Genomic DNA, 26,287 nt, shown 5'->3' on the forward strand with positions numbered 1-26,287 from the left:
TTTGAATCAAACATTCCATGAGGAGGATGAGTGATGCTGGCTGTTGTACGGCAAGACGAGTTCGGAACGACCGTCCGATTTGAACGCCGCCTGAAGCATTCGGTTGAGAAGGTGTGGTCCTATCTGACGGATAATGACAAGCTGAAGCAGTGGTTTTCGGAGCTGAAGGTGGAGGATTTGCGCCAAGGCGGAAGAATTACCTTTGACATGCAGGACGGAACGTTCGAAGAGTTTGAGATTACGGACTATCGGGAGTTATCGGTACTGGAGTATACGTGGGGAGAGGACCGGGTGCGTTTTGAGCTGCATCCCGAGGCCGAAGGCTGCCGTCTGGTGTTGATCGAGACGATAACGAACATCACGGATCATACGCCGAAGGATATTGCCGGTTGGGACGTATGCCTGGACGTCATTGAGGCACTGCTGGATGGCAGGACGCTTGAATCGCGCAAAGACGCCTGGTCCGAAAAATACGAGCAATACGTTCACGTATTTGAACAATTGCCCCGAGCATAAATTTTGCTCCTTCCCAGCATGCAAACATGCGGGGTTGGAGCTTTTTTTATTGGAAGGAGATTGAATTCCATCTATAATCGGATGAGGGATATATTCCCATATGGACTACCGTCTGGGTGGAGGGATCAAAATGCCGGATTACAAGGTAAACATCTTGCAGCTTAGAGAAGATAACTATTATAACGGGCTTAAGCTGGGCCGCAGCCTGCGAAATCAGCCCATATTGAAAGCTTTCGAAGCGGCCACCAAACCGGAGATCGACACGGAACAGCTGAAGAGCATCTATAATGAGTTTGCCCCGCAGCTGCTAACGGAGCTTGAAGGACTGTCGGAAGGTTTGGAAATGTCCTTTCCCAAAACCGCGGCGCTTCTGGGCGGATACGACGTCCCGAAAATCGCGGCCATGGGCTGCTCGGCGATGATCACGGCTTCGTATTACGTAAGAAATTACGATTTTACGCCTGCGTTTTACGATGGTTATTTTACTGTGGCTCAAGCCGATCAAGGCCTGGCAACCGCGGGCTATAATTTGCAGGCCATAGGCAGGCATGACGGGGTGAATGAGCAAGGGCTTGCCGCCGGGCTGCATTTTGTCAGCTTTGACGGATACCGGACGGGACTGTCGCCTTGGGTCGGCGTTCGGATGATACTGGAATCGTGCGGCACGGCAGAAGAAGCGTCTTATATGCTGCGCCATATTCCCCATGCGGCTTGTTATAACTTTTCAATAGGAGATGCACGGGGCAACATGGCCGTTGTCGAGGCAAGCCCGGACCAAGTGATTCCCCGTATGGGCGGGGAGGCGGCAATCGCCTGCGTTAACCATTATGAGGCGTTGACGGGCAAAAACAGGCCTGCCATCGAGCATTCCCTGCGGCGTAAACGTTACCTCGACAGCCTGGATGCGGAACGGTTAACCCAAACCGAGGCTTTCGGTTTGTTTAAGGATCCAAAGTCCCCGTTGTTTTTTACGGATTACGACGATTTGTTCGGAACGCTGCATACCTTTTCGTACGCCTTCGAAAATGGAAGGGTCATGACCTCGCTTGCTCAGGGCGGCGTGCTTGATTTTTCGTTCAGGGAGTGGATCCGGGGACAAGATATCCCCGAAGCGGCGTTGACGGGACATATCGATTGATATGAGGACGGACAGGGTGTTTAAAGCTCGGGCAGCAGGATTGCGCTTGGGTGCAATCGCGGCGATGTTAGTCCTCCTGTTGCTTTGTGCCGGAAAAGCCGATGAGGATATGACGCTTCAGAACGAGATCAACATTCCTTTTTTATATCGATTGCTAATGTCGTATGCCCCGGATTCATATACAGTAGAAAGCCAATACGGCAAACCGGATATCGTAAGAAAAGAACGGGACTATACGTATGAAATTCACGAAATGGCGGATGGCAGCAAGCTGGTTTCGTTCTTTTATCCCCGAGGCGGACATCTCACGGATCAATGGCGGCTTAGCCGACTCCCGGAGTGGAGCGAGTTTGAAGTTTTGGTTCCAGGGGAAGCCCTTGCTCAAGAAGTCAAACGGATCGATCCCTATTTTAAGCTCATGACCGACGCGACCCATGAGACGGGAACCAGCGAGCATCGTCTTCGGGATACCGGCTTGGCCACGATTCAATACAAGCACGCAGGGGGCAGATGGATCGTGGATTCGATCGGGTACACGGCACAGGACCCTTCCGGTTTCGTAACGAAGCTTCGTGCGGAGGACCGGGCGATCTTCTGGAAATCATAGGATGTTTATGGTGCAGCGCTTCTTCCGGGTGAAGGAGCGTTTTTTTTGTGCCGTTCGTGCATGCCGAATCTGGAACATTCTGTGACTTAGCCGTCTGGGGCGGTTCAGCGTTTTCTTTGGCGGATTTGTTTATGCTACACTGGTTTTAAGGATGGATTCACGGATCAGGACAAGCGAAACAAGTGAATCTAACAACGAAGAACGCACAAATACAATAGCCGGCTGCACAGGTTTAGGCAGACGCCGCAATACGTATCCGTATAGACATTGACCATCCTGCAACTGAAGCGCCTATAGACCGCTTGGGTTACCTAAGATTCTACATAACGTTCCAGGCCGAAACGGCAACGATGAGTTGGGAGTGGAGTGACATGGCTTTTGTGAGCATTAAGGATGGATATAAGCGCTATCGGATGGGCGAGACCACCATTGTAGCCAACGACGGAATCAACCTGGAGATCGAAAAGGGCGAGTTCGCGATTATCGTCGGTCCCAGCGGCGCAGGAAAATCCACGGTGCTGAACATATTGGGCGGCATGGACACCGCCGATGAGGGACAAGTGCTGGTGGATGGAACGGACATAGCCAAGTTTAACAGCAAGGAGCTGACGGGATATCGGCGCAATGACGTCGGATTTGTGTTCCAATTTTACAACCTGGTTCCCAATCTGACGACAAAAGAAAACGTGGAATTAGCCTCGCAGATTTCGCCCCGAGCTCTGGATGCCGAACAAGTGCTGCGGGATGTCGGCCTGGAGCAGCGCCTGAACAATTTTCCGGCACAGCTGTCCGGCGGCGAACAGCAGCGGGTGGCGATTGCCAGGGCGCTTGCCAAGCAGCCGAAGCTGCTTCTCTGCGATGAACCCACGGGTGCGCTTGATTACCATACCGGGAAGCAGGTGCTCAAGCTGCTCCAGGATACCTGCCGCCACACGGGAACGACCGTTATCGTCATTACGCATAATTCTGCCCTGGCACCGATGGCCGATCGCATCATCGAGATCAACAATGCCAAGGTTCGGAAGACGGTGGTAAATCCGAATCCCGTTTCCGTAGACAGCATTGAGTGGTAGGGAGACATAGATGATGAAGAAGAAAGCGTTATGGACTGATATTTTCCGGGAAATATCGCGTACAAAGGCACGGTTTCTGTCCATTTTTGCGATTATTATGCTCGGCGTCGGCTTTTTCGCGGGGATCAAGGCCACCGGGCCGGATATGCTGGATACGGCGGATCACTACTATATGGATTTAAAACTGATGGACCTTAAGGTTCAATCGACCTTGGGTCTCGAACCAAGCGATATTGAAAAGCTGAAACGGGTTGTCGGCGTGGATGCGGTTCAACCGGGCTACGGCGCGGACGTATTTCTCGGCGACAGCGGGCGGATCGCGAAGGTGCTCTCCTATGACCCAGGAAATAATCTGAATCAATATGTGCTTACAGAGGGGCGAATGCCAGAGGCAGCAGGCGAAATCGTCATCGATGCAGGAGAGAGAGGAAACGAATTTAAACTGGGGGATCAGGTCACCTTTACCAATCCGGATCAGGAAGTGGATTTGGGGGAAACGTTTGATCACCTGACGTATACAGTCGTTGGAAGAGCGAAAAGCCCGCTGTTCATAAGCAGCATGAGCCGGGGAACGAGCGGCATCGGCAAAGGGACGGCGGATGTATTTGCCGTTATTCCGGAGAAGGATTTTAAACTGCCTGTTTATACGGAAGTCTATATGACCTTTCAAGACACGGCGGAACCTGCTCCTTATACAGCCGAGTATGACGAGAAAATCAGCCGACACAAAGAAGCGGTTGAACTGGCGCTGGAGGCCATGCCGCAGGAGCGGCTGGCGGAAATCCGTGCAGAAGGGCAGAAGAAGCTGGACGAGGCGACGGACAAAATCGAGGATGCCAAGAGGCAACTTGCCGATGCGGAGCAGGAGTTAACGAATGCCAGGCTCAAGCTGAATGAAGGCGAGCAAGCGTACCGCGATGGGGTGAACAAGCTTCAGGCCGAGCTGGCTCAGGGGCAGGCTAAACTGGATGCGGCGGAACAAGAACTTTCGCAAGGCAGAGCGGAACTGAAACGCAATCGGCAGAAGCTGGAACAGGGCCGGAATCAGCTCAAGACGGGTCAGAGCCAATTGGACCAACAAAAGACGGAGCTTGCGCCAAAGCTGGCACAAGGACAGCAATTGGCCAAGGCGCTGCAGCAAATCTCCGGCTTGGACCCGGAGGTCATCCCGGACGAGCAGAGGCAAGAGCTGCTCTCGGCAGCTCAGTCAGCCGATCCGAAACTAGCGGTCGCCGCCGCCGGCTTCATGGACGGCGCATTGGACGGCGCTGCTTTGCGACAGGCGGCTTCCGCGTTCCAGCGTGGCCTGGACGAGGCTTCGCTGCAGCTGGATCAGGCTCAGCAGAAGCTGGATGCAAGCGAAGCAGAGCTAAAGGACGGGCAGGCTAAGCTTCGGGAAGCCGAGCGTCAGCTCGCGCAGGGAGAGGCAACGTTCAAGCAAGGAACGGAAGAGCTTGCAGCCGCCAGACGGGAGGGGGAAGCCAAGCTCGCGAATGCGAAAGCGGAACTTGCTCAAGGACAGGCGGACTACCGGGAAGGTCAGGAGAAATTCCAAGAGGAAAAAGCAAAGGCTATGCGGGAGATCGCCGACGGCGAGAAGGAAGTGGCTGAGGGTCGGAAGGAGCTGGATCAGCTTGAGCTTCCCAAGGTCTATGTCATGGACCGCAGCGTCAACCCGGGATATACGGAGTACAGCGATAACGCGGACCGCTTATCTTCCATTGCCACCGCGTTCCCGGTATTCTTTTTCCTGATTGCGGCCCTCGTCAGCCTGACGACGATGACCCGGATGGTTGAGGAGCAGCGGCTGCAGATCGGAACCCTGAAAGCCCTCGGTTACAGCAACCGGGACGTGATGAAAAAGTTTCTGGTCTATTCGACGCTGGCGAGCGTTGCCGCATCGGCTGCCGGACTGGCCGTCGGCTTTACCCTGTTTCCCGCCATCATCTATGATGCTTACGGCGCTTTATATAATCTGCCCGATGTAAGAACCAGCTTCTATCTCAGCTATAGCGTCGTCTCGGTTGTCGTGGCTGTACTCTGCACCACCATGACGGCTTATGTGGCCGTGCGGGTGGAGCTTCGAAGCAACGCCTCGGTCTTGATGCGTCCCAGGGCGCCCAAGAACGGATCCCGCATATGGCTGGAGCGAGTGCCTTGGGTGTGGAACCGGCTCGGCTTTATTGGAAAAGTAACCGCGCGAAATCTCTTCCGCTATAAGCAGCGGATGTTCATGACGGTCTGCGGCGTGGCCGGGTGCACGGCCCTCATTCTGACCGGTTTCGGTCTTAAGGACTCCATCGGGGATATCGCGCCGATGCAATACGGCAAAATCATGCAGCACCAGGCGACCGTGGTATTCCAAGAAGATAACGGCGAGAGCGGCGGGCTGGAGGATTATAACAAGCGCCTAGCGGGAGTTCCGGAGATTACGGGAATCCTGAACGTGACCCAGGAGGCGATGACCGCGGCGGCCCCCGGCGTGAACGGCCAGGATGTGAATTTGTTCGTGCCGCAATCGCCGGAGAAGATCGAATCGTTTATCGTGTTGAAGCCCCGCGAGCAGGGGCAGACGCTGTCGCTTACGGATGACGGCGCGATCATTACCGAGAAGCTGGCCAAGCTGTTCGATCTCGGCATTGGCAGCACATTCACGGTTCAGAACAGCGATAATGAACCCTTTGAAATACGCGTGGCGGGGATCACGGAGAACTATGCCTTGCACTACGTGTACATGACGCCGAAGTACTACGAAGACATTTTTGACGCAGCGCCCGAAGCGAACAGCCAGCTGCTGACTTATGACCGTAACGATCCGGAGTGGGAGGATCGGCTCGGGGAATCGTTAACCGCAAGCGAACGGGTCGCCATGGTGAGTTTCACGAGCGGCGTGAGCGACGCCTTCAGCGATACGATGGACAGCATGAACGTCGTGGTGGTCGTCCTGATTGTGTCCGCTGCGGCCCTCGCATTTGTCGTGCTGTACAATCTGACGAATATCAACGTATCCGAACGGATACGCGAGCTGTCTACGATCAAGGTGCTTGGCTTCTATGACAAGGAAGTAACCATGTACATTTATCGGGAAAACATGATCCTGACCGTGCTCGGGATCATAGCGGGCAATCTGGCAGGCATATTCCTGCATCGGTTCGTGCTCCTGACCGCAGAAGTGGATGCGATGATGTTCAGTCCCACCATCCATGAAATCAGTTACGGCTACGCGGCGCTGCTGACGCTGCTGTTCTCGGCCATCGTCATGGCTTCCATGCATTACAAGCTGAAACGGATCGACATGATCGAAGCGCTGAAGTCCGTGGAATAGACATATATTTCGGCAAGAGAGCCATATTCGCGGGAGACGAACCTTGTGAACGGGCTCTCTTTTTCGATGCCTGTTTATCCTGGTTTTAAATGTTGCGCGCCATGCGTGAAGTGTTAATGGAATGCGATTTCCCGCGATAATTTTCATCCGCCGGCAAGATCTAGGAGAAAATATATTATAATAGACATATCCAGCCAATGTACGAACTAATATTGCTACTACATGAAGACCTGTGGGTAAATGATGTAAGAAATAGGATAAGGGTCTTCGACATTCGGAGGAATGCATATGGGAATTGTCTTCTCGATCTTGAAAAAGTACCGCGTTGCAGCGATTGCGGCACTTGCCATGATGCTGATCGAGCTCACCGTCGAGCTGATTCAGCCGCTGCTTATCTCCAAAATCATCGACGACGGCATACAGAAGCAGGACATGTCCGTCGTATGGATGTGGGGAGCCGTTTTGACTGGAAGCGCTATTATAGCCTTCATCGCCGGGATATCCAGCTCTTTTTTTGCTGCGCATACGAGTCAGGGGCTCGGTTATGATCTTCGCGATCAATTGTATGACAAGGTGCAGTCGTTCTCTTATTCGATATTTAACCGGTTCGCCACCTCATCGTTGATTACCAGGCTTACGGGTGACGTCACCCAAATTCAGGACACGGTGTTCATGGGCCTGCGGTTCATGACGCGCGTCCCGCTGGTGGTGCTCGGCAGCATTATCATGGCACTGGTAGTGAATGTGAAGCTGGGCTTGCTGCTTGTGCTGACCGTGCCCGTATTGTTTATTTTCATCGCTTGGATCATGAAGCGGGCTGCCGATGCGTTCCGCAGCGTCCAGCAGCGGCTGGATGCGGTGAACGGCGTCATCCAGGAGAATCTGACCGGGATTCGCTTGATCCGCGTATTCGTGCGCATGGGTCATGAGATTGAGCGCTTTGCTCGTACTTCCGGCAAGCTGATGAGCACCACCGTCTCGACCTTGCGATTAACGGAGACAACGATGCCGTTTATTCTCCTCGTCATGAACGCCGGGATCATGGCGGTCCTGTGGTTCGGCCGCAAAGATATTGCGTCCGGCAGTGCCAGCGTCGGCGAGGTGGTCGCCGTCGTCAACTATTCCCTGCGCTGCATCGGCGCCATGTCAGCCCTGTCTTGGGTCGTCGTTGCCTTTTCCCGCGGACGGGCTTCCGCCCAGCGTGCGCAGGAGGTGCTGGGCACGGAGGATACGGCGGCAGGCGCAAACAAGGACCAAGCCGGAAAAGTGGATATTCAGGGGGGCGTCAAATTCGAGCAAGTGAGCTTCAGTTATCCGGGCAGCGACATCGACGTCCTGACGGATATATCCTTTGAAGCGAAGCCTGGTGAACGCATCGCCATCATGGGAGCCACGGGTTCCGGCAAATCCTCGCTGGTCCAGCTGATTCCGCGGCTTTACGAGGAAGAGAAGGGGACCGTGCTCGTAGACGGCGTGGACGCCGCGTCGATCGATGAGGTGAACCTGCGCAGCAGCATCGGCTATGTGCCGCAGGAAGTGCTGCTCTTCTCCGGGACGGTGCGGGAGAATATTGCTTGGGGACGCGAGGATGCAACGATGGAAGAAATTCAGGAGGCGGCTAGCCGCGCTCAGATTCATGAGACCATTGAGCATCTGCCTAACGGGTATGACACGATGCTGGGCCAGCGCGGGGTCAATTTGTCCGGCGGACAGAAGCAGCGCCTGTCGATTGCGCGGGCGCTCGTGCGAAAGCCCGCCATCCTCATTCTGGACGACAGCACCAGCGCTCTTGACGTCCGAACGGAAGGCGCCCTGCTGGATGCCCTCAAGGATTTATCCTGCACGACGTTTTTGATTACGCAGAAGATCAGCTCGACCACTTCGGCGGATTTGATTTTGCTGCTGGATGACGGGCGTTTGATCGGAAAAGGGAATCATGACGCTTTGATGAAAAGCTCCGCTCTGTATCGACGCATCTATGAATCCCAGTATGGAGAGGAGGCGCAGCATCATGCTCAAGGCATTCACTGAACCGTTTCGTCACCCAAAACCGAAGCTGGATCTTGACAAGAACAAGGATGGCGGCAGCCGTGGCGGCAAGCCGAAAGCCAAGGCGAAAAACTGGTCGGGCACCCTCTCCAGGATATGGACTTATCTTGCCCGGCGCAAAGGGAAACTGGCGCTCGTGCTGCTGATGGTGATGTTCAGCTCGGGCTTGGCGCTGCTGGGTCCCTATCTGCTCGGCGTCGGGGTGGACAAATTTCTGGATGATGTAAGAAATCCCGACAGCTCCATCGATTCCGCCTGGCTGTACTTTCTGGTTGGCCTGGCCGTCGTATATGTCCTTCAGGCTTTAACCACCTGGCTGCACAATGTCTGGATGATCGGTATCGCTCAAGAAACCGTGTACCGTATGCGAATGGATCTGTTCACGCACCTGCACCGGCTGCCGATTCCGTTCTACGGCAAGCGCCAGCAGGGCGAAATCATGAGCCGTCTGACGAATGACATCGAGAACGTGAGCTCGACGCTCAACAGCTCGGCCATTCAAATCTTCTCGAGCGTGCTGACTTTAATCGGCACGTTAACCGTCATGTTATGGCTTAGCCCGCTGCTTACGCTGCTGACGTTCCTGGTCGTGCCCCTGATGATGATGGGGATGCGCTGGATTACCCGCCGGACCGGACCGCTGTTTAAAGAGCGTCAGCGCAATCTGGGGGATCTGAACGGTTACATTGAAGAAACGCTGTCCGGGCAGCGAATCATCAAGGCTTTTTCCCAGGAGGAACGGGTGGTCCGCGAATTCGATGATCGCAATCAACGAATTCGTCTATCGGGCTTCTGGGCGCAGAGCATATCGGGCTTCATTCCGAAGCTGATGAACGGGCTCAACAATTTGAGCTTTGCGATCGTGGCGGGCATTGGAGGCATTCTGGCGATTCAGGGGCATATTACGATCGGCGTCATCATTATATTCGAAAGTTATGCACGGCAGTTTACGAGACCGCTGAACGATCTGGCGAACCAATGGAATACGCTGCTGTCCGCCATTGCGGGTGCGGAACGCGTATTCGAAGTGCTGGACGAAGAGGTTGAAGCGAAGGATGAAGGAGCTGCCGTCACGCTGAAGAGCGTAGAGGGGGCGGTCAAGTTTGACAACGTCTCGTTCTCTTACGATAAAGACGGGGACACCTTGGAAGGCATCAGCTTTGAAGCGAAACCCGGCGAGATGATTGCGCTGGTCGGTCCGACCGGTGCGGGAAAAACCACCTTGATCCAGCTTCTCTCCAGGTTTTACGATCCGAACAGCGGAAGCATTACCCTGGACGGCCGGGACATTTCTTCGATCCGCAGGGAAAGCCTGCGTTCGCAGATGGCTTTCGTGCTTCAGGACTCGTTCCTGTTTCAGGGCACCATCCGTGAGAATATCCGTTTCGGCCGGCTGGATGCGACCGATGAAGAAGTGGAGGAAGCCGCAAAATTGGCTAACGCCCACTCGTTCATCGTGCGTATGAAGGACGGTTACGACAAAATGCTCAAGCCTGACGGCAGCGGCATCAGCCAAGGGCAGAAGCAGCTGCTTGCGATCGCAAGGGCGATTCTGGCCAACCCCTCCATGCTGGTGCTGGATGAAGCGACAAGCAGCATCGATACCGTAACGGAGATCAAAATCCAGGAAGGGCTGCAGCGATTGATGAAGGGCAGGACGAGCTTCGTGATAGCCCATCGTCTGAATACCATCCGTTCCGCCGACCGCATCCTGGTGCTGAAAGACGGACGCCTGCTGGAGCAGGGCTCCCATGATGAGCTGCTGAAGCAGGGAGGGTTCTACAGCGACTTATATCATGGACAGCTGAAGCGCGCCGCCATGTAATCTTAGAGTGGCACCAAGAGGAAGAAGCGCATGTCCTTCTCTGCCCGCAGCCGCGTTTGGACGTATAAGGGTTACCAGGTATAGGCAGGTACCATAGTATCCATAGCATCGTCATCGCATTTAACAAATTAGAGGCATCAGGACATCATCAAAACCACCGGAGCGGCTTACAGCCAAGCGTTGCTCCGGTGGCTTTTTGTGTCGGCATGCGCGGATTCAGATCTGCGCAGCCTGAATGCGAGCCCCGGTTCATTGCCGGATGGGCAGGCATGTTTTCATCAAACGACCCCGCATTGGTTGCCGTTCCTTATTTGGATCCGGTGGTTTGAACCTGCAGCTTATGCTGTGCCGTTCTGCCAAATTGCAGCATAAACAGCAGAAGGATTCCTGCTTGCAACGCCACCAAGACGATATAGATGTTGCTGTAGGTCGAAGCTCCCTGTACCATGTTCAGCGGGTTCCAGCGGGTGCCGGCGCCAAGGTCGACGGCTTTGCCGTAAACCCCGGTGGCAATCGCGCCGGACAGGAAGTTAAGCAGGGAGAACAGTCCCATGCCGACGCCGGTTTGCTCTTTGGGCAGCGATAAGGAAATCGTCTTGGAGAGCGAGATTTGCATAAACATGATACCGACATTGCCGAAGATCAGGAACAGTGCAATCAGGAGCGGCGATACGCCAGCAAAGGTGGACAACAGGGCAAAGCACAGCAGCAGCAGGATGGAAGCCGCATAGAATAAATAGCGGGTTCCCTTGGTATCCGCAAGCTTGCCGCCTCTTCCGCCCAGCATGGCCGTGACGACGGCTCCGGGTACCATGACAAATCCGATCCATCCCGGTGCCAGACCGTTCAGATCCGAGAGCAGCTGCGGAGTAAGAAAAGGCAGCGCATAGCCGACGCTCATGATGAACATGCCGAGGACAAGTCCGACCGTGTAGCTTTGGTTGCGGAATAAACGGGGCTGGACAAAAGGCGCTTTAGCCGAACGAATGCGGAGAAGGAACGCAAGGAACAGGATCAGGCTGCCTAAACCGAATATCCAGCCGCCTTGGGTCACCGCCAGGAGCAGCAGCGCGACCGTTCCGGCCAGAAGGCCGCCGCCGAGCCAATCGATCCGTGCGCCCTGGCCCTGTTCATTGCCCAGATATTTGCGATAAAGAGGGAGGGTGACCAGGATGAGCAGCGGAATGAAAAAGAGCCATCTCCAATGGAACGTGCTAACGACCAAAGCGGAAACCACCGGCCCGATCGCGTTGCCGATGGCGAGCCCGGTCGCCGTTATGCCGAGTGCGCGGCCCCGGTTTTCCGCAGGGAAGTAACGGACAGGAATGATCATGGCGATTGCCGGAATGACGGCTGCCCCCGCTGCCTGAAGGATTCGTCCCAGCAGCACCATCCAGTAGGCCTGTGCGGCCAAGCCTGTGATGGAACCGACAAAGAAGAGAAGCAATCCGAAGGTGACCAGATTTTTGAGTTTATAGGTGTCGGCCAATTTTCCGTACAGGACGGAGCCTATGGCATAGATGAGCATGTAAATCGACGATACCCAGCTGACCTGGGCGAAGGAAAGCTGGAATTCCTGGCTGATTTCAGGAAGCACGATATTAAACATGGTTGCGCTCATCGACGAGAGAATCATCGTAAACGCCAGAATGCGTATTAATTTTTCAGCCGACGGCTGTTGCGGTTGTTGATGCTCGTTCATGTGATTTCCCCCTTTCCTTTGGTTACGATTTATTCTACAATCGATAGTTAATAAATAAAAATATATATTATGACATGCATTCATATACTCAAGGGTATCAATAAAGGAGGAAGAATCTCATGGAACTGCTTCAGCTGCATTATTTTCAGACGGTGGCCCGAATGGAGCACATGACCAAGGCCGCGAAGGAACTTCGCATTGCCCAGCCTGCGCTCAGCAAGACGATTGCCCGCTTGGAGGAAGATTTGGGCGTGCCTCTGTTTGATCGGCAGAGCCGGCAAATCAAGCTCAATTCATTCGGGAAGGCTTTTCTGAAAAGCGTCGATACGGCGTTATCGGTCCTAGAGGAAGGCAGGAGGGAAGTGTCCGATTTGGCAGGCATGGAGCGGGGGAGCATCCGCATAGCAACGACGGCATTGCCCCGGCTGTCCAAAGCCCTGGGCGCTTTCCGCGCGCGATATCCTGACGTGAATTTTCGCATCATTCAGATTCCGCCCGACTCCACGATGGAGATGGTGCAGATGCTGGAAAACGGAGAAGTCGATCTGTGCTTTACCGCGGCGGCCCTGGACGAAGACCACATTCGGGAGATTCCGGTCCTCCATGCGGAGGTGTTCCTGGCGGTGCCTCACGGCCATCGATTGGCGGGACGGTCCCGCATTTCCCTTCAGGAGGTGGCGGGGGAGGCCTTCATCGAGTACAAGGCAGGCCATCCGTTTCGTAAAATGAACGAAGAGTTTTGCCGATTGGCCGGGATCAGCCGGGAAGTCGTATGTGAAGTCGATGAGCCGGCAGCATTGTCCAGCCTCGTATCGGCCGGGCTTGGAGCCGCATTTGTACCCGGATGCAAAGGGGACGACATGCCCCCGTACGCGATGGTGCGCATTGAGAAGCCTTCCTGCTACCGCACCTTTACCATAGCCTGGCTGGAGCGGCGTTACTTGTCCAAGGCCGCAACGGAGTTCCAGTCATTCCTGGTAGACTATTTCCGCGAGTTTCAGGAGCCGATGAAGCATAAAGACGTGATCTGACAAATCACGTCTTTTTTCTGTCCCGGCCGCCTCCCTTCTACATAAGGCGAGAATCCCCTTCATACCGTTTTATAGACCAAAGAACAGGGAGAAGTAGATGGCCACGCCCGTTGGTTACTCTTCATGACAATGAGGAGGTCTTCGCACACCCATGACGTTTGTTCTCAACCGGCTTAGGGAGAAGAAGGCTTCTTTTTTTTCGGCCCGATATTCACCCGCTGTTCCTTGCGAAAAAATCCTTGCCTGAAATGGAACGTTCTGGTATGCTATTGTCCTTCTCTCATTTTCGCCTTGTCTGAAGTGGATGGGTCCGCCATCTAAAATGCTTATCGGAGGTGCTTCATGCTTTATTTCACATTGGCTTCCAAAGCCTATGCCCGCAATTTGCAGTACCGCGGCGCCCACATGGTGCACAATGTCGCCAGTGCGATGTTCGGCTTCATGTATGCCTGTATCTGGCTCGGTCTCGGCGCCGATTACGCGCTCGGAGATTACGGAACGCAGGGAATGGTCGGTTACATCGCCTTTACGCAAGCCGCGCTCTGGGTTTCCAGTTTCGTCACGAATGGCCTCGGCATTCCCCAAGCCGTGCGAACCGGCCATATTTCCCTGGATTTGATGCGTCCCGTTCATTTGTTCAGTCATTTGATGGCCAAGGAATGGGGTCAAATCGCCTACCAATTCGTTTACAAATCCATCCCGATTTACCTGGTGTATTATTTTGCCTTCTCACTGCAGCTGCCCGGAAAAGCAGTCACCTTCCTCTACGTTGCCATTGCGCTCGCAGGCGCCGCCTACTTATCGATTTGCATCAACTATCTCATCGGCGCATCGGCATTATGGACAACGGAATCGTCTTGGTTGTATTGGGGCAACCACGCGATGATCAATCTCCTAGCCGGTTTCTTCATTCCCATCGAATGGCTGCCGGGCTGGCTTCAAGCGATTGCCTGGTGGTCGCCGTATCCGTATCTGCTCTATGTGCCGACCCGGATCTATCTGGGCTTCGATGACGTTTCCCATCTGTGGGGCACGTTGTCATGGTGCGTGCTGCTGACGCTGGCAAGCCTGCTGGCTACCGGCTTCCTAAGGCGGAAAGTGGAGGTGCAGGGAGGATGACCGCGAGATCCTGGCTATCCCTGTATGCGCTGCTGATCCGAACGAGCATCAAAAGCCGCATGCAGTACAAATTCAATTTCATCCTGGCTTCGTTTCTTGCCGCATTGATCCAAATTTCCGAGTTTCTCATGGTCGCCATCGTCCTCTACAAGTTCGGAGCCATTCAGGGCTGGTCCATGCATGAAATCGGGTATTTGTTTGCCGTCATGACGCTGTCGAAGACGCTCTACCGGACGCTTGCGGATGAAGTGCATCATCTTGAGAGATATCTGGTCAACGGGGAGCTTGACCAGCTGCTGACCCGTCCCATGCCGGTGCTGCTGGCGCTCATGCCGCAGAAATTCCGGATCATGCTGGGCGAAGTGCTGCAGGGCGGATTTCTGCTCTGGTGGTCGCTGCATGGCATGATGGCAGCAGGTCAGGTGGGATGGAGCGCGGTGCCGCAATCGCTGTACATTATCGTTACGGGTGCCGTCATCCTGTTCTCGATCGGCCTGGCGACCGCAACCTTCGGTTTTTGGACGACCCGGATCACCGAGCTTCAGAACCTGACGGAGGATGCGGCCCGGACGGCGGCCCAGTATCCGCTCACGTTGTATCCCAAATGGATGTCGTCGATCCTGCTGATCGTGGTCCCGGTCGGTTTGGTCAATTATGTCCCGTCGCTATACATACTTCGGGGCGAGCTCGGAGCCTGGGTGCTGCCTGCGTTGGCTGGAGCGGCCCTGTTATGTCTCATCTTAAGTCTGAAATTCTGGCAGTTTGGTTTGACGAAATATCAAAGTACAGGGAGCTAAAGGAGGAATGCGTCCATGATTGAAGTGAGCAACATACGCAAGGAGTTCAAAACGCCGGTCGTGAAGGAGGGGCGCTTCTCCGGTCTGCGAACCCTGTTTACGAGAGAATACCGGACGAAGGAAGCCGTGAAGGGGATCAGCTTTCAAGTAGAGCCGGGGGAATTCGTCGGTTACATCGGTCCGAACGGCGCCGGCAAATCCACAACGATCAAAATGCTGACCGGCATTCTCCACCCGACCTCGGGCAGCGTATCGATCGGAGGTTTGAATCCGCACAAGGAACGGCGCAGCGTCGTGAACAATCTGGGCGTCGTATTCGGTCAGCGCAGCCAGCTGTGGTGGGACTTGCCGGTGAAGGATTCCTACGATATTTTGGCGAAAATGTACAGCGTGGATCAGAAGGATAAGGAGCGCAGACTCGGACAGTTTGCAGAACTTCTGGATTTACGGGCGTTCTGGGAAACGCCTGTGCGCAAGCTGTCGCTCGGGCAGCGCATGCGCGCCGACCTCGCGGCCGCGATGCTGCATGATCCGGACGTGCTGTTCCTGGATGAGCCGACGATCGGCCTGGACGTGAACGCCAAGCGGAACATCCGCCATTTTCTCAAGCTGGTCAACGAGCAATTCGGCAAGACCATCCTGCTCACGACGCATGACATGGATGATATCGAACAGCTCTGCAATCGCGTAATGGTCATTAACAACGGCGAGCTTTCCTATGATGGAACGGTGAAGTCCCTGCGCGAGACGATCGGGCTGCCTACGGTCATCACCGTGACCTTCCGCGGACCTTTTGTTATCCCTGAGCAGTTTCAGGGGGAAGGCAATCTTTCCGTCCCGATCCGCGTGACAGGTTCTCTGGATAACACCGTCACGATTGAGGTGAACCGCCGCGAGATGAACACGCTTGATATTTTTAAAGAGCTGGGCCGCTGGGGCGAGCTGGACGATATCGATATGGAAGATCCCGATTTTGAAGACGTGATTCATAAGGTATACTGACAAAATCAGGAGAGGGCTTCAAATAGGAGCCCTCGTTTCACTCCAATATGCTAAACTACCAGTATATCCCTCATAAGGAGTCAAACATAGACGATGAGATTTACTATTCTATACATAGAAGACGATAAGGAGATCGGCGCTTGGTCCAAAGATTTTTTAATCGAACTTGGCTATAAAGTGATCTGGAGGACTTCAGGCCATGATGCTATGGAATATTTTGAAACGTGCAGCCTGGTCATACTGGACATCATGATCCCAGGATTGGATGGCTATACGATTGGACAGCGGTTCAAGCAGCGCCGTCCGGATGTACCGATCTTAATGCTGACTGCCAGAACGTCAATGGAGGATAAACTGCAAGGGCTATCCTTTGCCGACGATTACATGACCAAGCCGTTTCATCCCGACGAACTGGCTGCGCGCATTCAGGTGCTGTTAAGACGTTCTGGTTCAATGGCTTCGGATAACCTCCAGGTGAAGCATTTACATATTGACCGGAGAACGAACCGTATATTAAATACGGAAACGATGGATGAAATCGTTCTTACGGGGAAGCAATTTCACATTTTCATGTATTTAATCGATCATTTGAATCAAATATTGACCCAAAAGCAAATCTACGAGGCCGTATGGAGAGAACCGTATATTCATGGCGATAAATCGCTTATGGTGCATATTCGCCATTTACGGGAGAAGATCGAGATCGATTCAAGCTCTCCTCAAATTATAGAAACGATCCGGGGGGTCGGATACCGGGTGTGCTCATGAATGTGGGGCGCTCGCTTATGAACAGACAAAGGAAATGAACTTGCAATGGGAAGTGAAGTCCACTCCCAGCGGCGCCTTTGGCTATGGTTTGGGCGGAAACTTAAACGAAACTTAAACTTCGAGTCAACTTAATGCTCTCTTTAGATAGGTATGATGAGCTTGAGGTGATGAAATGAATGAATCAAGAATGAAAAAAGCGGGGGTTGTTGCCTGCATTGCTGCTGTGCTGTATGCCCTCCCCCATTATTGGTGGGGGCTTGGCTTTGGGTTTGCATTCCCCGGGGATTTCCAGGAGACGCCGGATGATTTTTGGTCACATGCGATCGGCTACTGGGGAATGGGAACCATCGCTATGTTGGCTGCCGTATTCGCGCTAGCTTTCACCAGGCCTTGGGGGAGACGACTGCCGAAATGGATGTTAGTTGTTCCGGCAACAGCCGGTTCGGTGTTGTTGTCATTATGGGGATTTATCTATTTCGCCCTGCAGTATCTGTTAGCGGTTGGACGCGTTCAGTCGGCCCCGATGCACGCTGCTCAAGATGCAAGCCCCATGGCGGCGTGGGGATACTTCTGGTATGCGCTCTTTCTGGTCTGGGGAATTTCGCTAGGCATTGCTGCATACCATGCCGGAAAAACCCGTTGGCGGAAAATGGAAGATCAATTTCACTAAATAATCGGAAGTAATATTTTGGATTGCACATTTTTGGTATCTTTATACAATATAATAGGATACACACCGAAAGAGGAGCCTGCAGGAGGTTCCTCTTTAATTTGGGTGCAAATGGACATAGAGGAAGTATAATATAGAGATAAGGCGAAAGCTGCCCCGGCTCTAATCATAGGAGCCCAAGAATAACATCTACATACAAAGGATGAGCCACCATGAAGTTGATGAAGCGGATCTGGTTCCGTATCGGGAACCATTACAGGAAGAAGCGGGATTTTGAGCAAGCCCTTAAATATATGAGAAAAGGCGAAAGCGCCATTACAAGTTTTAATGACAAGTTGCACTATGCGGAACTGCTGCACAACAGCGGCTATTCGGATGAGGCCGTGGCTTATCTGGGACGCGTGATCGAAACGAGCGGCAGCCATCGCGCGTACGAGCGGCGCGCCCATATTTTGCGGGAGCTGAACCGGGAGCGCGAGGCCATCGAGGATTTGGATGAAGCGATTCGATTGAATGCGGACAATTATATGAATTGGTATACCCGGGGCATTGCGCACAAGGATTTGAACCAGTACGACGAGGCGATCCGGGATCTAAAGGAAAGCATCAAGCGAGAGGACGACAGCACGGTAATTTCGACCTACTATGAACTGGGCATGGCCTATTACGAGAGCCGGAACCCGGCGGAAGCGGCGCGCTATTTTCGTTTAAGCATCCAGAAGCCGGAGCGCGCCATTCCGATGTATTACTACATGCTGTCGGTGTCGCTGGATCTGATGGATCATGTGCAGGAAGCCGTGGGCGTCCTGCAGGAGGGAATCCAGCTGGCTGACCGGTATGAAGCGGAAGCGGATGGCGGATATGCGCTGTTCGCGGGAAGCACCAACTACAGCTATGGCGCATTCCAGACGTTTCAGCGGCAAGCGCGCGAGGCGTATTCCTTCCGGAAGCCCATGGCGGATCTGTACGTGCAGCTGGGGGATTTGGGGCAGGCCGAGCACTATCTGTCGGAGGCCATTGAACGGTATCCGGATTCGTACGAACTTTACTTAAAGAGGGCGGAGGTCTTGAACCGGTCCGGCAGCAAAGCTGCGGCCAAAGCCGATTTGGAGTGGGCGATCGAGGCGGAACCGGACGATTACCGCGCTTATTTCGATTTGGCCCGTATCTACCGCGAGGATGCCCGGGAAGAGGAAGCCTTCGAGCTGATTTCGAAGCTGTATGCGAGACAGCCGGATTCCCCGCTGGCTTGCTACTGGATGGCCGACTGCTACTACCGGCTGGGTCGCCAGGAGGAGGCGCTGGCGATCAATGACAAGCTGCTTAAGCTTGAGCATGATGACGCGCCCAATTATGTGCAGCGTGCCGATATTTATATGGAGATGAACGATCTGCCGTCTGCGGAGCAGGCTTTGAAGGAAGCGGCCGCGCTCCAGGACGGGACCGAGATCCGCAACAAGCTCAGCTACGTGCTCTATCTTCAAGGACGCAACGAGGAAGCGCTGCTGGAGCTGCAGGAAGCGGTTAAGCAGGAGGAAGCCTTCTCCGAGCACCCGACGTACCTGGCGGCCAGCGGTCATATTTACAAGGAGATGGGCATGTGGGACCTTGCCATCGACGCGTATTCCCAGGCGATTCAAGCGCATCCGTCCAATCCGCGATTCTATGAATTCCGCGCCGTTTGCTTCGTGGAGACCGGCCAGCTCGAGCGGGGATTGGCGGACTGCGCTCAGGGGCTCAGCTTGAACCCGGGGCAGGGAAGCCTGTATAGCCTGCGAAGCGGAATTTATTATTCGATGGGAGACTACGCGCGCGCGAAGGAGGATACGCTGCAAGTGCTGGAGCTTTCGCCGGGTCATCCCGGGGCATATTTCAGGCTGGGGCAGATTTATTACAAGGATCAGGACGAAGATGCGGCATTGGCTGCCTTTGACGAGGTGCTGAAGGTGGTGCCCGAGCATCCCGAGAGCTATCTGTACAAAGCGCATATCTATTACGGCCAGTTTGAGCATGAAGATGCGGTGCAGGCGATCGTGAACTGGAGTTTGCATCTTCAGAAGGAGATGCCGGCTGCGGAGAAAATTCAAGCCATCGAAGGCCTGGAGGGTTTTGAGGAAGGTTTGCTGGATAAGGCGGTTGAACGCTTAACGGGCATGTATGGACATCAGCTTTATTTATCTTGAGAGCATGCACTTTCTGGCAGTGGGCAAGGGGTGTCACATTTTGTCTAAAATTATGGTATGATTCAATTGTTGTTGCAGCATCATGTGCTCGCAGGCGGTATCGCCACGCGGGCTTTCTTCATGTGGCAAGGAGGGGGATTTTAGGATGATCTCGCTGCAAGAGGTCAGTAAAAGCTATGGCAACGGCGCGGACCGTTACCTGGCAATCGATGCCGTCTCTCTCGATATTGAAGAGGGCAGCATACACGGCATCATCGGCGCCAGCGGAGCCGGTAAATCGACGCTGCTGCGCATCATGAACGTACTGGAGAGACCGGACGCCGGCAAAGTCTCGGTGAATGGACGGGAGCTGACTGCCCTTGGCGGCAGGGAGCTTCGGGAGGCAAGAAGGTCCATCGGCATGATCTTTCAGCTGTTCCAACTGGTCAGCAACCGGACGGTATGGGGCAACGTGTCCCTGCCGCTTGAGCTGGCAAAGGTACCGAAGGCTGCCCGTGCGGAGCGCGTTCAGGAGGTCCTGCGCTTTGTCGGGCTGGAGGATAAAGCGAAGTCATATCCTGCTCAGCTTAGCGGCGGCCAGAAGCAGCGGGTAGCGATTGCCAGAGCTTTGGCCAATTCGCCGACCGTCTTGCTGTGCGATGAGCCGACGTCTTCCCTGGATCCGCGGACGACGGCGGATATTCTGGATGTGTTAAGACATATTAACCGGACGCTGGGGGTTACGATCGTCATCGTCTCGCACGAAATGGACGTGGTGAACGGCATTTGCGACCATGTGTCCGTGATGGAGGACGGCCGCTTGACCCGAACGTACCGTAATCGCCAACAGGATGGAGAGGTGCCTCGAGGTACCGGAACTCCAACTAACGGTGCTGAAGAAACGGGGGGACTGGGCTTCTATGAATGACATCATTCAATACGTGAACGATTATTTGGCCTATGTCCTCCAGTATCAGCATGAAATATGGCGGGCGATTGGCGAGACGTTCATTATGGTGGGCATTTCGATTGCTGCCGCTATAATACTGGGTCTTCCGGTCGGAACACTGCTATTTCTGTGCCGAAAAGGACAGCAGTATGAGAACCGGCTATTGTTCTCCATTCTGAATGCGCTGGTCAACGTTATACGGTCATTTCCGTTTCTGCTGCTTGTCGTTGCCATGATTCCGGTCACAAGGTGGATTGTCGGTACATCGCTCGGCACGGTGGCCGCTGCCGTGCCGCTATCCGTCGTAGCAGTTGCCTACTACTCCAGATTGGTTGAGCAATCCCTGCTGGAGGTGCCGAAGGAAGTGATGGAGGCCGCCTCTTCCATGGGGGCCTCCACGATCCAGATGATATTCAAGTTCCTGTATGTGGAGGCCAGGTCGGGTCTTGCGCTCGGACTGACAACCTCCACGATCAGTTTTATTTCGTACTCCACGGTCATGGGGATCGTGGGCGGGGGCGGCGTCGGGGATTTCGCGATCCGCTACGGGTACCAGCGATTCGAGGAAGAGATCATGACGTTTACGATCATCATCATGATCATTCTGGTACAATCGATCCAGTTCGGCGGGAACCTGGCTTCCAGGCTGCTGGACAAAAGAAAAGTATAATTGCGGTTTTGAACATGCTTGCACAGATTCTATTTTTTACCTGGAGGTAACCTAAAATGAATAAGAAATTATCGCTGCTTCTGCTGACCCTCATGCTTGCGCTTGCGGGCTGCGGACAGCAGCCAGCCAAGGACGAAGCCCCGGAGAGCGCGGCGCCCGAAGGGAAAGAAGAAGTGACGCTGAAGGTCGCAACGCTCATTCCGCCGATGACGGAAGTGCTAGAGCTCGTGAAGCCGATGCTGAAGGAAGAAGGCATCAATCTGGACATCCGAATTCTGTCCGATAATGTGCAGCCGAACAATGCACTTGCCCATAATGAGGTGGATGCGAATTTCTTCCAGCATGTACCGTACATGGAAGAGTACAATGCGAACAACGGGTCGGAACTGGTTCCGGTCACGCCGATCTATAATGCCGTTTTCGGCGCGTACTCCAAAAAATACAAAACCATCGAAGAGCTTCCGGACGGCGCAACGATAGCGATTCCTAACGATCCTTCCAACATTGGCCGATCCCTGGTGATGTTTGAGAAGAACGGTCTGATCGAGCTGAAGGAAGGCGTCGGCATCCAAGCGACGCAGGCCGACATCGTCGAGAACCCGCATCAATACAAGTTCACCGAGGTGGATCTGCTGATGCTGGCCCGCACCCTCGACGACGTCGATATGGTGGCCATGACGCCGGCCTATGCCAAACCTCTGGGACTGACGCCTAAGAAGGATGCACTGGTAACCGAGGGCAACGACTCCGATTTCACTATTACGCTGGTGGCCCGCAAGGATAACGTGGATTCCGAGCCGATTCAAAAGCTCGCCCAGGCGATGACCAGCCCCGAAGTGAAGAAATTCTTCGAGGAGAACTATTCCGAGATCGCGCTCCCGGCTTTTGAATAAATCAACGTTTCATTTTGGCCATAGCCTGACCGCTCCCCTGGTTTTCGGGGAGCGGTTATTTTTTTGAGCGCAGGCAAATATGGTATACTCTTGATGGATTTGAGAGGTGCACCTTACATACCATACGTATTGGAGTTGAGAATTTATGAAAAAAGAAGTAATCGACAGACTCATTACCTATGCGCAGATGGATACGCAATCCGACGAGAACAGCCACACTTGCCCTTCTACCCCGGGGCAGCTGACGCTGGGCCGGCTGCTGGTGGACGAGCTGAAGGGCATCGGCATGCAGGAAGTCACCATGGATGAGAACGGTTATGTGATGGCCACGCTTCCGGCTAACACGGATAAACCCGTCCCGACCATCGGCTTTTTGGCACATATCGATACGGCGACCGATTTTAAGGGTGCCGGCGTCAAACCGCGGATCGTCGAACAATATGACGGACAAGACATCGTTTTGAATCAAGCGCAGAACGTGATCCTCTCCCCGCAAGATTTTCCGGAGCTGAGCGGTTACAAAGGACATACGCTCGTGACAACGGACGGCACAACGCTGCTGGGCGCCGACGATAAAGCGGGCATTGCAGAGATCATGACGGCGATGAATTACCTGATCCAGCATCCGGAGCTGAAGCACGGCAAAATCCGCGTGGCCTTCACGCCCGACGAAGAGATCGGTCGAGGACCGCATAAATTCGACGTGGAGGCCTTTGGCGCCAAATACGCGTATACGATGGATGGGGGGCCGCTGGGAGAACTGCAATACGAAAGCTTTAATGCGGCGGCCGCGCTCGTGACTTGCAAAGGCAAGAATGTCCACCCCGGAACGGCCAAGGGCAAAATGGTCAACGCGGCGAAAATCGCCATGGAGCTGAACGGCATGCTCCCTTCGGAAGAAGCGCCTGAACATACCGAGGGGTATGAAGGCTTCTTTCATCTCACTTCCATCGAAGGCGATGTGGAGGTGACAGAGCTTCGTTATATTATCCGCGACCATGACCGGGAGCTGTTCGAAGGCAGGAAGGCCAAGCTGGCTTCCATCGTCGAAGAGCTTCAGGACAAGTATGGAGCCGAGCGGATCGTGCTTCAGATGAAAGACCAATATTACAATATGCGGGAGAAAATCGAGCCGGTCAAAGAAGTGGTCGACATCGCGCAGACCGCGATGGAGAAGCTGGGAATCAAGCCGATCATCGAACCGATCCGCGGGGGGACCGACGGTTCCCAACTGTCGTACATGGGCCTGCCGACACCGAACATTTTTACGGGCGGGGAGAACTATCACGGACGATATGAATACGTGTCCGCCGACAATATGGTACTGGCCGTCCAGACGATTATCGAGATTGTCCAGCTGTATGAGGCGCAGGCATAAGTTAAAAGGCAGTTGGTGTTATTTATAGAAGAGCTCCCGGCATTCATGCCGGGAGCTCTTTTCATATCAGGATCATGTTTTATTCGAGCTTTTTTCCAGGCTGTACTTATATTCGCTGGGGGTCATGCCTGTCCATTTGCGGAACTGCTTGGAGAAATAGAGAGCGTCGTTGAAACCGACGGAGGAGGCAATTTCATGGATGGAGAAGGACGATCTCATGAGTGCTTTGGCCTTCTCGATGCGTACCTTCATGAGGTACTGCATGGGCGAAAGGCCCGTATGCTGTTTGAACATCTTGGACAGATGGGCCCGGTGATAGCCGAGTGCCTTCGCCATCTGATCTATGGACAGCTGCTGGTGATATTGGGTCGAAATCCAGCGCTCCGTCTGTCTCACGCCCCGCTCAATATCCGGCACGTCATTGGAGCTCGACGGTAGATGCTCGCGGTTTAACATGGCCAGCTTATGGAGCAGCAATCGGAGCCACCCGGATGCCTGAAGATCCTCCAGCCAAGGGTGATCCGATTGGTTAAACCCGAGACGCAGATGACGGTACATCTCGGCCAGGTCGTTCAGTTCGGTTTCTTCCGTGCAGCGGATAATCGGCCTGACGGGTGTAACGCCCATATCAGCCAGCAGCAGGTTGGTGCCTTTCTCCTGCAGAGCCACCCAGTTGTAGTGCCAGGGATTCCGGTCGTCCGCTTCATAGCTGAACAGAACGCCGGGAAGGATCACGAAGGTATCGCCTGCCCGGCAGTGATGCACCGTGCCAGCGCATTCGAACACGCCTTGGCCTGTCAGGACAGTGTGAATAAGGCAGTAATCATGGATGATGGGCCCGATTTTGTGGCGGGGTACGGGCATGCCTTCGCCGCTGAACAGAATGTTCAGGTCATGACCGCCGGGCGAAGGGTTCATGCCAATCGTATAAAGGGTGTGGTCCGGCAAAATGGACATCTTTTTGGCTCCTCCTTAAACGTGTGCGAAATCGATCATTGAGCGGATATGAGATAGAGTTAGATTACATAATCGCACGACAAATGTCCATATGGCACTTGTTTTGCTCCATATTCAAAAAAGGCCGATTATCTTATAGTTAGTCATGTGAAAGCGTATTAATTTATGGAGTTTAAGGAGGGCATTTATTGATGTCTAAGATTACATTCATCGGAGCAGGAAGTACCGTATTTGCCAAAAACGTCCTGGGTGATTGCATGCAGACGCCGGCTTTGCAGGGATTTGAACTTGCTTTGTTTGATATTGACCCCGTTCGTTTGAAAGACTCGGAAAACATGCTGAATAACATAAAGAAAACCAGCGGCAGCACCTGTGTCGTAAAATCATACGGCGACCGCAAGGAAGCGCTTCGCGGAGCAAAATACGTCATTAACGCGATTCAGGTTGGAGGCTATGACCCGTGCACGATCACGGACTTCGAGGTTCCGAAGAAATACGGGCTAAGACAGACGATAGCGGACACCGTGGGAATCGGCGGAATATTCCGCAACCTCCGCACCATCCCGGTCATGCTGGATTTCGCGGCTGATATGCGGGAGGTTTGTCCGAACGCCTTGTTCCTCAACTATACGAATCCAATGGCAGTGCTGACCAATGCCATGAACACGCTGGGCGGCGTGCAAACCGTAGGTCTGTGCCACAGCGTTCAGGCATGCATCCCGCATCTGTTCGATAATTTGGGAATAGACAAGGAAGGCGTGCAGGCCAAAATCGCCGGCATCAACCATATGGCATGGCTGCTTGAGGTAACGAAGGACGGCGTGGACCTGTATCCGGAAATCAAGAAGCGTGCGGCGGAGAAGCAGAAGGAGAAGCACCATGATATGGTCCGTCTCGAGATGATGCTGAACTTCGGTTACTACATTACCGAATCGTCCGAGCATAACGCCGAATACCATCCGTATTTCATCAAGCGCAACTATCCGGAGCTGATCGAGCGCTTTAACATCCCGCTGGATGAATATCCACGTCGCTGCGTGAACCAAATCGAGGGATGGAAGGCAATGCGCGAGGATCTGGTCAACAACCAGGATCTGACGCACAACCGCTCCCATGAATACGCATCCTACATTTTAGAAGCGATCGAGACCAATGTTCCGTTCAAAATCGGCGGCAATGTGATGAATACGGGACTGATCACGAACCTTCCGAAGGAAGCCTGCGTCGAGGTTCCGTGTCTGGTCGATGCCAGCGGCGTGACGCCGACCTATGTTGGCGATCTGCCTCCGCAGTGTGCCGCGCTGAACCGCACCAATATCAACACCCAGCTGCTGACGCTGGAAGCCGCGGCAACCGGCAAGAAGGAGCATATCTATCATGCGGCGATGCTGGATCCGCATACGGCTGCCGAATTGTCCATGGATGACATCAAGAGCCTGTGCGACGACTTGATCGAAGCGCACGGAGACTGGCTTCCTAAATACCAGTAAGGAAGAATGGGTGAACGAAAGTAACGCAAGGAGCAGGGGATCCTCCCCGCTCCTTGCTTTTTTTTGAAGCGCAATGGATGGGCCGATGTTACACTAAACCTAATGATGACTCGTTTTGCCTGTCACTCTATGTTAATGAAAACTGCTTAAGCAGGTATATGGAGGT

Annotated in this window: 21 protein-coding genes; 19 read left to right on the forward strand and 2 right to left on the reverse strand. The window is 53.9% G+C overall.

Annotated features, from left to right (window positions below):
* The first annotated feature begins 33 nt into the window (after window positions 1-33).
* From MHI43_RS06655 to MHI43_RS06685, 7 genes are all read left to right on the forward strand, one after another.
* Window positions 34-516: an SRPBCC family protein gene (locus tag MHI43_RS06655; RefSeq protein WP_015733845.1), complete on the forward strand. Its 483-nt coding sequence runs from the start codon at window positions 34-36 to the stop codon at window positions 514-516.
* A gap of 130 nt (window positions 517-646) precedes the next feature.
* The gene (locus MHI43_RS06660) at window positions 647-1,654 is read left to right on the forward strand and encodes a C45 family peptidase (RefSeq protein WP_015733846.1); all 1,008 of its coding nucleotides are present in this window, start codon (window positions 647-649) and stop codon (window positions 1,652-1,654) included.
* Between the two features lie 16 nt (window positions 1,655-1,670).
* Window positions 1,671-2,261 carry a hypothetical protein gene (locus MHI43_RS06665; protein WP_235201753.1) on the forward strand — a complete coding sequence of 197 codons (591 nt, stop codon included), beginning with the start codon at window positions 1,671-1,673 and terminating at the stop codon, window positions 2,259-2,261.
* 371 nt (window positions 2,262-2,632) lie between these two features.
* On the forward strand, window positions 2,633-3,334 hold the full coding sequence (locus tag MHI43_RS06670; RefSeq protein ID WP_009591627.1) for an ABC transporter ATP-binding protein: 702 nt from the start codon (window positions 2,633-2,635) through the stop codon (window positions 3,332-3,334).
* Window positions 3,335-3,347: 13 nt separating this feature from the next.
* Complete coding sequence (locus MHI43_RS06675) at window positions 3,348-6,659, forward strand: FtsX-like permease family protein (protein ID WP_341283242.1); 3,312 nt, start codon at window positions 3,348-3,350, stop codon at window positions 6,657-6,659.
* A 288-nt stretch (window positions 6,660-6,947) separates the two neighbouring features.
* A complete protein-coding gene (locus MHI43_RS06680; protein WP_036662432.1) occupies window positions 6,948-8,690 on the forward strand; it encodes an ABC transporter ATP-binding protein in 1,743 nt (580 codons plus the stop codon).
* Complete coding sequence (locus MHI43_RS06685) at window positions 8,671-10,533, forward strand: ABC transporter ATP-binding protein (protein ID WP_036662434.1); 1,863 nt, start codon at window positions 8,671-8,673, stop codon at window positions 10,531-10,533. The genes MHI43_RS06680 and MHI43_RS06685 overlap by 20 nt, the downstream gene beginning before the upstream one ends.
* A 307-nt stretch (window positions 10,534-10,840) precedes the next feature.
* Here the strand turns inward: MHI43_RS06685 and MHI43_RS06690 are convergent, their stop codons facing one another.
* Window positions 10,841-12,235, reverse strand: a complete 1,395-nt coding sequence (locus MHI43_RS06690) for an MFS transporter (RefSeq protein ID WP_036662437.1) — start codon at window positions 12,233-12,235, stop codon at window positions 10,841-10,843.
* 119 nt (window positions 12,236-12,354) lie between these two features.
* On the opposite strand from MHI43_RS06690, the gene MHI43_RS06695 reads away from it, so the two are divergent.
* From MHI43_RS06695 to pepT, 11 genes are all read left to right on the forward strand, one after another.
* Window positions 12,355-13,266, forward strand: a complete 912-nt coding sequence (locus tag MHI43_RS06695) for a LysR family transcriptional regulator (RefSeq protein WP_036662439.1) — start codon at window positions 12,355-12,357, stop codon at window positions 13,264-13,266.
* A 342-nt stretch (window positions 13,267-13,608) separates the two neighbouring features.
* A complete protein-coding gene (locus MHI43_RS06700) occupies window positions 13,609-14,385 on the forward strand; it encodes an ABC-2 family transporter protein (protein WP_036662442.1) in 777 nt (258 codons plus the stop codon).
* Complete coding sequence (locus MHI43_RS06705; RefSeq protein WP_009591717.1) at window positions 14,382-15,182, forward strand: ABC-2 family transporter protein; 801 nt, start codon at window positions 14,382-14,384, stop codon at window positions 15,180-15,182. Before MHI43_RS06700 ends, MHI43_RS06705 begins: the two co-directional genes overlap by 4 nt.
* Before the next feature lie 15 nt (window positions 15,183-15,197).
* A complete protein-coding gene (locus tag MHI43_RS06710) occupies window positions 15,198-16,184 on the forward strand; it encodes an ATP-binding cassette domain-containing protein (RefSeq protein ID WP_015733855.1) in 987 nt (328 codons plus the stop codon).
* A 93-nt stretch (window positions 16,185-16,277) separates the two neighbouring features.
* Window positions 16,278-16,952 carry a response regulator transcription factor gene (locus MHI43_RS06715; RefSeq protein WP_036662445.1) on the forward strand — a complete coding sequence of 225 codons (675 nt, stop codon included), beginning with the start codon at window positions 16,278-16,280 and terminating at the stop codon, window positions 16,950-16,952.
* 172 nt (window positions 16,953-17,124) lie between these two features.
* Window positions 17,125-17,622 carry a DUF3995 domain-containing protein gene (locus MHI43_RS06720; RefSeq protein WP_015733857.1) on the forward strand — a complete coding sequence of 166 codons (498 nt, stop codon included), beginning with the start codon at window positions 17,125-17,127 and terminating at the stop codon, window positions 17,620-17,622.
* A 212-nt stretch (window positions 17,623-17,834) separates the two neighbouring features.
* Window positions 17,835-19,805, forward strand: a complete 1,971-nt coding sequence (locus MHI43_RS06725) for a tetratricopeptide repeat protein (protein WP_036662448.1) — start codon at window positions 17,835-17,837, stop codon at window positions 19,803-19,805.
* Between the two features lie 145 nt (window positions 19,806-19,950).
* Entirely contained in the window at window positions 19,951-20,712 is a 762-nt protein-coding gene (locus MHI43_RS06730) for a methionine ABC transporter ATP-binding protein (protein WP_051425335.1), read from the forward strand.
* Window positions 20,705-21,403 carry a methionine ABC transporter permease gene (locus MHI43_RS06735; protein WP_015733860.1) on the forward strand — a complete coding sequence of 233 codons (699 nt, stop codon included), beginning with the start codon at window positions 20,705-20,707 and terminating at the stop codon, window positions 21,401-21,403. Before MHI43_RS06730 ends, MHI43_RS06735 begins: the two co-directional genes overlap by 8 nt.
* A gap of 56 nt (window positions 21,404-21,459) precedes the next feature.
* Window positions 21,460-22,296 (forward strand): MetQ/NlpA family ABC transporter substrate-binding protein, encoded by an 837-nt coding sequence (locus MHI43_RS06740; protein ID WP_015733861.1) that lies wholly within the window; start codon window positions 21,460-21,462, stop codon window positions 22,294-22,296.
* Between the two features lie 145 nt (window positions 22,297-22,441).
* A complete protein-coding gene (gene pepT / locus MHI43_RS06745) occupies window positions 22,442-23,674 on the forward strand; it encodes a peptidase T (protein WP_015733862.1) in 1,233 nt (410 codons plus the stop codon).
* 72 nt (window positions 23,675-23,746) lie between these two features.
* Here pepT and MHI43_RS06750 read toward each other — a convergent pair whose 3' ends face one another.
* Window positions 23,747-24,631, reverse strand: coding sequence for an AraC family transcriptional regulator (locus tag MHI43_RS06750; RefSeq protein WP_015733863.1), 885 nt, complete (start codon window positions 24,629-24,631; stop codon window positions 23,747-23,749).
* 191 nt (window positions 24,632-24,822) lie between these two features.
* Here MHI43_RS06750 and MHI43_RS06755 point away from each other — a divergent pair, with 191 nt between their 5' ends.
* Window positions 24,823-26,121, forward strand: a complete 1,299-nt coding sequence (locus MHI43_RS06755; protein ID WP_015733864.1) for an alpha-glucosidase/alpha-galactosidase — start codon at window positions 24,823-24,825, stop codon at window positions 26,119-26,121.
* Window positions 26,122-26,287: the final 166 nt, after the last annotated feature.

It is taken from the genome of Paenibacillus sp. FSL H8-0457 (assembly GCF_038051935.1).
Taxonomy (GTDB): Bacteria; Bacillota; Bacilli; order Paenibacillales; family Paenibacillaceae; genus Paenibacillus_AQ; species Paenibacillus_AQ lautus_A.